We start from the raw sequence: 6,261 nt of genomic DNA on the forward strand, positions 1-6,261 counted from the left end.
TAGCCCTTATTTGATTTTTGGGTATTACTTTCCTAATGCTAGTTTATTTAGTACAATGAAAGAATGAACACTTTCAGAAAGTGAGCGATTTTATGAAACGTATTAAAATTTCAACAGAGTATATTACACTAGGGCAATTTTTAAAGTTAGCCGATGTAATTGATACAGGTGGCGCTGTAAAATGGTTTTTACAAGAATATGAAGTGTACGTGAATCAAGAACTTGAAAATAGAAGAGGTCGCAAACTATATGCGAACGATATTATTGAAATTCCAGGAAGCGGAAGTTTCCAAGTTCAGTCATAAAGGGGGAGCCCTTTGTTTATTTCAGAAATACAATTAAAAAACTATCGCAATTATGAAAAGTTAGAGCTTTCCTTTGAAGATAAGGTAAATGTAATTATCGGCGAGAATGCGCAAGGGAAAACGAATTTGATGGAAGCTATTTATGTTTTAGCGATGGCGAAATCTCATAGAACCTCTAATGATCGCGAACTTATCCGTTGGGATGAAGATTTCGGTCAAATTAAAGGAAAGCTACAAAAGAGAAATAGTTCTTTGTCTTTGGAATTAAATATCTCGAAAAAAGGTAAAAAGGCAAAATTAAATCAACTTGAACAACAAAAATTGAGTCAATATATTGGCGTGATGAATGTTGTCATGTTTGCCCCAGAAGATTTAAATCTTGTAAAAGGAAGCCCTCAAGTAAGAAGACGCTTTTTAGATATGGAATTAGGCCAAATAGCTCCGGTCTATTTGTATGAATTGAGTCAATATCAAAAGGTGCTCACACAACGAAATCACTTGCTAAAAAAGATGCAAGGGAATAGTAAGAATGAGGAAACGATGTTGGATGTATTTACACTTCAACTTATTGAGCATGGTACAAAAATTTTGCAAAAACGCTTTGAATTTTTGCATTTACTACAAGAATGGGCAGCTCCAATTCATCGTGGTATAAGCCGTGGGTTAGAAGAATTAGAAATTGTCTATAAACCGAGTGTAGATGTATCAGAATCAATGGATTTGTCGAAAATAAAAGAAGTATACTATGAAAGTTTTCAATCCGTGAAACAACGTGAAATTTTCCGTGGTACGACTTTAATTGGTCCTCATCGTGATGATTTACAATTCTTCGTTAATAGTAAAAATGTTCAAGTCTTTGGTTCGCAAGGACAACAACGAACGACCGCACTGTCCCTAAAATTAGCTGAAATTGAATTGATTTACTCAGAAGTTAAAGAATATCCGATTCTTCTATTGGATGATGTATTATCAGAATTAGATGATTATCGTCAATCGCATCTGTTAAATACAATTCAAGGAAAAGTGCAAACATTTGTGACAACGACGAGTGTCGACGGAATTGAACACGAAACATTAAAAGAAGCGAAAACAATTCATGTAACGAACGGCACGGTAGATTGTGAAATAGATAGGGCGTAATCCCTGTTTAAATGGAAAAGTAGGTGATCTTTGTGTCAATGGAACAAAAGCAAATGCAAGAAAATTCATATGATGAAAGTCAAATACAGGTACTTGAAGGGCTAGAAGCAGTTCGAAAACGCCCTGGTATGTATATTGGATCTACAAGCGGAAAAGGACTTCACCATCTTGTATGGGAAATCGTCGATAATAGTATTGATGAAGCACTTGCAGGTTACTGTGATGAAATTAACGTTAGTATCGAAGAAGATAATAGTATTCGTGTAACGGATAATGGACGTGGTATTCCAGTTGGTATACAAGAAAAAATGGGACGTCCTGCTGTAGAGGTTATTATGACCGTTCTTCATGCTGGTGGTAAGTTTGGCGGCGGCGGTTATAAAGTTTCTGGTGGTTTGCATGGTGTTGGGGCATCTGTAGTAAATGCCCTATCAACAGAACTAGAGGTATTTGTACATCGTGAAGGTAAAATCCATTATCAAAAATACGAAAGAGGTATTCCGGTTGCGGATTTAAAAGTCATTGGTGACACAGATCAAACAGGAACGATAACTCGATTTAAACCAGATCCAGAAATTTTTCAGGAAACAACAGTATACGAATTTGATACGCTCGCAACTCGTATGCGTGAATTAGCATTTTTAAATCGTAATATTAAATTAACAATTGAAGATAAACGTGAACATAAGCAAAAGAAAGAATTCCATTATGAAGGTGGAATTAAATCATACGTCGAGCATTTAAATCGCTCAAAACAACCAATCCATGAAGAACCTGTATATGTAGAAGGATCAAAAGATGGTATTCAAGTTGAGGTTTCCTTACAGTATAACGAAGGATATACAAATAATATTTACTCATTTACGAATAACATTCATACGTATGAAGGTGGAACACATGAAGTAGGGTTTAAAACAGCTTTAACTCGTGTGATTAACGATTATGGACGTAAAAATAGTATTTTAAAAGATGCAGACAGTAACTTAACGGGTGAGGATGTTCGTGAAGGTTTAACTGCAATTGTATCAATTAAACATCCAAACCCACAATTTGAAGGACAAACGAAGACGAAACTTGGGAATAGTGAAGCAAGAACGATTACAGAGTCTGTGTTTTCAGAGGCATTTGAAAAGTTCTTACTAGAAAACCCGAATGTTGCACGAAAAATCGTAGAAAAAGGTACGATGGCAGCACGTGCACGTGTTGCAGCGAAAAAAGCACGTGAATTGACACGCCGCAAGAGCGCATTAGAAGTTTCAAGTTTACCTGGTAAATTAGCAGATTGCTCTTCGAAAGATCCAGCAATTAGTGAAATTTACATTGTAGAGGGTGACTCTGCCGGTGGATCAGCAAAACAAGGGCGTGATCGTCACTTCCAAGCGATTTTACCGCTAAAAGGTAAAATTATTAACGTTGAAAAAGCAAGATTGGATAAAATTTTATCTAACGATGAAGTGCGTACAATTATTACTGCAATTGGTACGAACATTGGCGGCGATTTTGATATTGAGAAAGCTCGTTATCATAAAGTTATTATTATGACGGATGCCGACGTAGATGGTGCGCATATTCGTACCCTATTATTAACGTTCTTCTATCGTTATATGCGTCAAATTATTGAACATGGTTATATCTATATTGCACAGCCACCGTTGTTTAAAATACAACAAGGTAAAAAAATTCAATATGCTTATAATGAGAAAGAGCTTGAAAAGATTTTAGCTGAATTACCAGCTCAACCTAAACCCGGGATCCAACGTTACAAAGGTTTAGGAGAAATGAATCCAGCTCAGCTTTGGGAAACGACAATGGACCCAGAAGTGCGTTCATTACTTCAAGTTTCCCTTCAAGATGCAATTGAAGCAGATGAAACATTTGAAATTTTAATGGGGGATAAAGTAGAGCCACGTCGTAACTTTATCCAAGAAAATGCAAAATACGTGAAAAACCTTGATATTTAAATGAGTAATGACAGGAATCTGAGTATTCCTGTCTTCTACATATAAATCAATGTATGTGTAACGGAAATGTAAGAGGAGGTGCTCGTTGATGTCAGACAATCAACAACAAGCACGAATTCGAGAAATTAATATTAGTCATGAAATGCGTACCTCATTTTTAGATTACGCAATGAGTGTTATCGTATCTCGTGCATTACCAGATGTTCGTGATGGATTAAAACCTGTGCATCGTAGGGTTTTATATGCGATGAATGATTTAGGAATTACGGCTGATAAAGCGTATAAGAAATCAGCACGTATTGTTGGTGAAGTAATTGGTAAGTATCACCCTCATGGTGATTCAGCTGTTTATGAAACAATGGTACGTATGGCGCAAGATTTCAGTCAACGTTATATGCTTGTTGATGGGCATGGTAACTTTGGATCTGTCGATGGAGATTCAGCAGCAGCAATGCGTTATACAGAAGCAAGAATGTCTAAGATTTCTATGGAGTTAATACGTGATATTTCAAAAAATACGATTGATTATCAAGATAACTATGATGGTTCTGAAAGAGAGCCAATTGTATTACCAGCGCGTTTTCCTAACTTACTAGTAAATGGTACGACAGGTATTGCAGTTGGTATGGCAACGAATATTCCGCCGCATCAACTTGGCGAAGTAATTGATGGGGTATTGGCATTAAGTCATAATCCTGATATTACTATTGCAGAATTAATGGAGTGCATTCCAGGACCAGATTTCCCGACGGCAGGTTTAATTTTAGGAAGAAGTGGTATTCGTAGAGCGTATGAAACAGGACGCGGTTCTATTATACTTCGTGCTAAAGTTGAAATTGAAGAGAAGTCAAATGGCAAACAATCTATTATCGTAACGGAACTACCTTATCAAGTAAATAAGGCGCGATTAATTGAAAAAATTGCAGAATTAGTTCGCGATAAGAAAATTGAAGGTATTACAGATTTACGTGATGAATCAGATCGAAATGGTATGCGTATTGTTATGGAAGTACGTCGTGATGCCAATGCTAATGTATTATTAAATAACTTATATAAACATACAGCACTTCAAACGAGTTTCGGTATTAACATGCTGTCTCTTGTAAATGGAGAGCCACAAGTGCTGAACTTAAAACAAAATTTATATCATTACTTGGAACATCAAAAGGTAGTAATTCGTAGACGTACAGCTTATGAACTAGAAAAAGCAGAAGCGCGTGCTCATATTTTAGAAGGATTACGAATTGCCTTAGACCATCTGGATGAAGTTATTACATTAATTCGTAGTTCGAAAACAGCGGAAATTGCAAAGCAAGGTTTAATGGAACGTTTCGGCTTAAGTGAAAAACAAGCGCAAGCTATTTTAGATATGCGTTTGCAACGTTTAACAGGTTTAGAACGCGAAAAGATTGAACAAGAATATCAGGACTTAATGAAGTTAATCGCTGAATTAAAAGCAATCTTAGCAGATGAAGAAAAGGTTCTTGAGATTATTCGTGAAGAATTAACGGAAGTAAAAGAGCGCTTCAATGATAAGAGACGCACAGAAATTACAATTGGTGGTATGGAGTCTATTGAAGATGAAGACTTGATTCCAGAACAAAATATCGCCATTACGTTAACTCATAATGGTTATATTAAGAGGTTACCAGCTTCCACGTATAAAACACAGAACCGTGGTGGACGTGGTGTGCAAGGAATGGGGACAAATGATGATGATTTCGTCGAGCATTTATTAACTACTTCTACGCATGATCATATTCTATTCTTCACTAATAAGGGGAAAGTATACCGTACGAAAGGATATGAAATCCCAGAGTATAGTCGTACAGCGAAAGGTATACCTATTATTAACCTATTAGGTGTAGATAAGGGCGAATGGATTAACGCCATTATTCCAATTCGTGAATTTGGTGACGATGAATTCTTATTCTTCACAACAAAACAAGGTATCTCTAAGAGAACACCACTTTCATCATTTGCAAATATCCGTACGAATGGTTTAATTGCAATCTCTCTTCGTGAAGAGGATGAAGTAATATCTGTACGTTTAACATCTGGTGATAAGGATATTATTGTAGGAACAAGCAATGGTATGTTAATTCGTTTTAACGAGCAAGATGTGCGTTCTATGGGACGTAACGCGGCTGGTGTAAAAGCAATTACATTAGGTGAAGAAGATCAAGTTGTAGGTATGGAAATTGTCGAAGAGGATGTAAATGTTTTAATTGTAACGAAAAATGGTTATGGAAAACGTACGCCAATTGATGAATACCGTCTACAAAGCCGTGGTGGTAAAGGTCTGAAGACTTGTAATATTACAGATAAAAACGGGAAATTAGTAGCTGTTAAATCTGTAACAGGTGAAGAAGATATTATGTTAATTACAGCAGCGGGTGTTATTATTCGTATGCCAGTTGATCAAATCTCTCAAATGGGACGTAATACACAAGGTGTTCGTCTAATTCGATTAGAGGATGAGCAAGAGGTAGCGACAGTAGCAAAAGCACAAAAAGATGATGAGGAAGAAACGAGTGAAGAGGTTTCTTCAGAAGAATAAGAGGGGAGATATCTCCCCTCTTTATTTTTTTATAATAATACTTGCATAGGGAAGGGAAAGCCTATATAATAGGCAGAGTCAGCAAATGAGAGATATAAGTTATCGAAAAAACTTGTTGACGAAAATAATATACTATGATATATTATAAAAGTCGCTGAAACGCGATGTTGAACTTTGAAAACTAAACGAAACAAACAACGTGAAACGTCAATTTTTATTTTAGATGCTAGACAAACTAACTTTATTGGAGAGTTTGATCCTGGCTCAGGATGAACGCTGGCGGCGTGCCTAATAC

Annotated in this window: 4 protein-coding genes; all 4 read left to right on the forward strand. The window is 36.3% G+C overall.

All coding sequences use genetic code 11. The annotated features are described in order from the left end of the window. Positions 1-92: 92 nt before the first annotated feature. The 4 genes from yaaA to gyrA all read left to right on the forward strand — a co-directional run bounded on the left by yaaA (position 93) and on the right by gyrA (position 5,966). A complete protein-coding gene (gene yaaA, locus ACTFR9_RS18750; protein WP_000821367.1) occupies positions 93-305 on the forward strand; it encodes a S4 domain-containing protein YaaA in 213 nt (70 codons plus the stop codon). Between the two features lie 12 nt (positions 306-317). Continuing rightward, on the forward strand, positions 318-1,445 hold the full coding sequence (gene recF / locus ACTFR9_RS18755; protein ID WP_000470750.1) for a DNA replication/repair protein RecF: 1,128 nt from the start codon (positions 318-320) through the stop codon (positions 1,443-1,445). 38 nt (positions 1,446-1,483) lie between these two features. Then, positions 1,484-3,406 carry a DNA topoisomerase (ATP-hydrolyzing) subunit B gene (gyrB, locus tag ACTFR9_RS18760; RefSeq protein ID WP_000435990.1) on the forward strand — a complete coding sequence of 641 codons (1,923 nt, stop codon included), beginning with the start codon at positions 1,484-1,486 and terminating at the stop codon, positions 3,404-3,406. 88 nt (positions 3,407-3,494) lie between these two features. Beyond that, positions 3,495-5,966, forward strand: coding sequence for a DNA gyrase subunit A (gene gyrA / locus ACTFR9_RS18765; protein WP_001282851.1), 2,472 nt, complete (start codon positions 3,495-3,497; stop codon positions 5,964-5,966). Positions 5,967-6,261: the final 295 nt, after the last annotated feature.

Origin of the sequence: Bacillus cereus group sp. MYBK222-1 (genome assembly GCF_051916425.1) — a bacterium.
Classification (GTDB): domain Bacteria; phylum Bacillota; class Bacilli; order Bacillales; family Bacillaceae_G; genus Bacillus_A; species Bacillus_A paranthracis.

What these genes read in the sequence shown, in the direction of transcription:
- yaaA (WP_000821367.1), top strand. Translation starts at nt 93, where the DNA reads ATGAAACGTATTAAAATTTCAACAGAGTATATTACACTAGGGCAATTT.
- gyrB (WP_000435990.1), top strand. Translation starts at nt 1,484, where the DNA reads ATGGAACAAAAGCAAATGCAAGAAAATTCATATGATGAAAGTCAAATA.
- gyrA (WP_001282851.1), top strand. Translation starts at nt 3,495, where the DNA reads ATGTCAGACAATCAACAACAAGCACGAATTCGAGAAATTAATATTAGT.